This is a genomic window from Pseudomonas sp. NFACC04-2 (assembly GCF_900119265.1).
Taxonomy (GTDB): Bacteria; Pseudomonadota; Gammaproteobacteria; order Pseudomonadales; family Pseudomonadaceae; genus Aquipseudomonas; species Aquipseudomonas fluorescens_AA.
This window is the reverse complement of the sequence record NZ_FPJC01000060.1, coordinates 1-1,459: the sequence shown is the minus strand read 5'-3', so window position 1 is coordinate 1,459 and position 1,459 is coordinate 1. Positions and strand designations below refer to the sequence as shown.

The window sequence follows — 1,459 nt, the reverse complement described above, 5'->3', positions numbered from 1 at the left end:
TGGAATCTTAGGTAAATCCGGGATTCTAAGGCCGAGAGCTGATGACGAGTTACCCTTTGGGTGACGAAGTGGTTGATGCCATGCTTCCAAGAAAAGCTTCTAAGCTTCAGGTAACCAGGAACCGTACCCCAAACCGACACAGGTGGTTGGGTAGAGAATACCAAGGCGCTTGAGAGAACTCGGGTGAAGGAACTAGGCAAAATGGCACCGTAACTTCGGGAGAAGGTGCGCCGGTGAGGGTGAAGCACTTGCTGCGTAAGCCCACGCCGGTCGAAGATACCAGGCCGCTGCGACTGTTTATTAAAAACACAGCACTCTGCAAACACGAAAGTGGACGTATAGGGTGTGACGCCTGCCCGGTGCCGGAAGGTTAATTGATGGGGTTAGCTAACGCGAAGCTCTTGATCGAAGCCCCGGTAAACGGCGGCCGTAACTATAACGGTCCTAAGGTAGCGAAATTCCTTGTCGGGTAAGTTCCGACCTGCACGAATGGCGTAACGATGGCGGCGCTGTCTCCACCCGAGACTCAGTGAAATTGAAATCGCTGTGAAGATGCAGTGTATCCGCGGCTAGACGGAAAGACCCCGTGAACCTTTACTATAGCTTTGCACTGGACTTTGAATTTGCTTGTGTAGGATAGGTGGGAGGCTTTGAAGCGTGGACGCCAGTTCGCGTGGAGCCATCCTTGAAATACCACCCTGGCAACTTTGAGGTTCTAACTCAGGTCCGTTATCCGGATCGAGGACAGTGTATGGTGGGTAGTTTGACTGGGGCGGTCTCCTCCTAAAGAGTAACGGAGGAGTACGAAGGTGCGCTCAGACCGGTCGGAAATCGGTCGTAGAGTATAAAGGCAAAAGCGCGCTTGACTGCGAGACAGACACGTCGAGCAGGTACGAAAGTAGGTCTTAGTGATCCGGTGGTTCTGTATGGAAGGGCCATCGCTCAACGGATAAAAGGTACTCCGGGGATAACAGGCTGATACCGCCCAAGAGTTCATATCGACGGCGGTGTTTGGCACCTCGATGTCGGCTCATCACATCCTGGGGCTGAAGCCGGTCCCAAGGGTATGGCTGTTCGCCATTTAAAGTGGTACGCGAGCTGGGTTTAGAACGTCGTGAGACAGTTCGGTCCCTATCTGCCGTGGACGTTTGAGATTTGAGAGGGGCTGCTCCTAGTACGAGAGGACCGGAGTGGACGAACCTCTGGTGTTCCGGTTGTCACGCCAGTGGCATTGCCGGGTAGCTATGTTCGGAAAAGATAACCGCTGAAAGCATCTAAGCGGGAAACTTGCCTCAAGATGAGATCTCACTGGGACCTTGAGTCCCCTGAAGGGCCGTCGAAGACTACGACGTTGATAGGCAGGGTGTGTAAGCGCTGTGAGGCGTTGAGCTAACCTGTACTAATTGCCCGTGAGGCTTGACCATATAACACCCAAGCAATTTGAATGCTCCAAGCCCCA

Annotated in this window: 1 rRNA gene; it reads left to right on the top strand. The window is 53.3% G+C overall.

Annotated features, from left to right (window positions below):
- Window positions 1-1,424 (top strand): 23S ribosomal RNA (locus tag BT125_RS28275); the annotation flags it as partial.
- Window positions 1,425-1,459 lie beyond the last annotated feature (35 nt).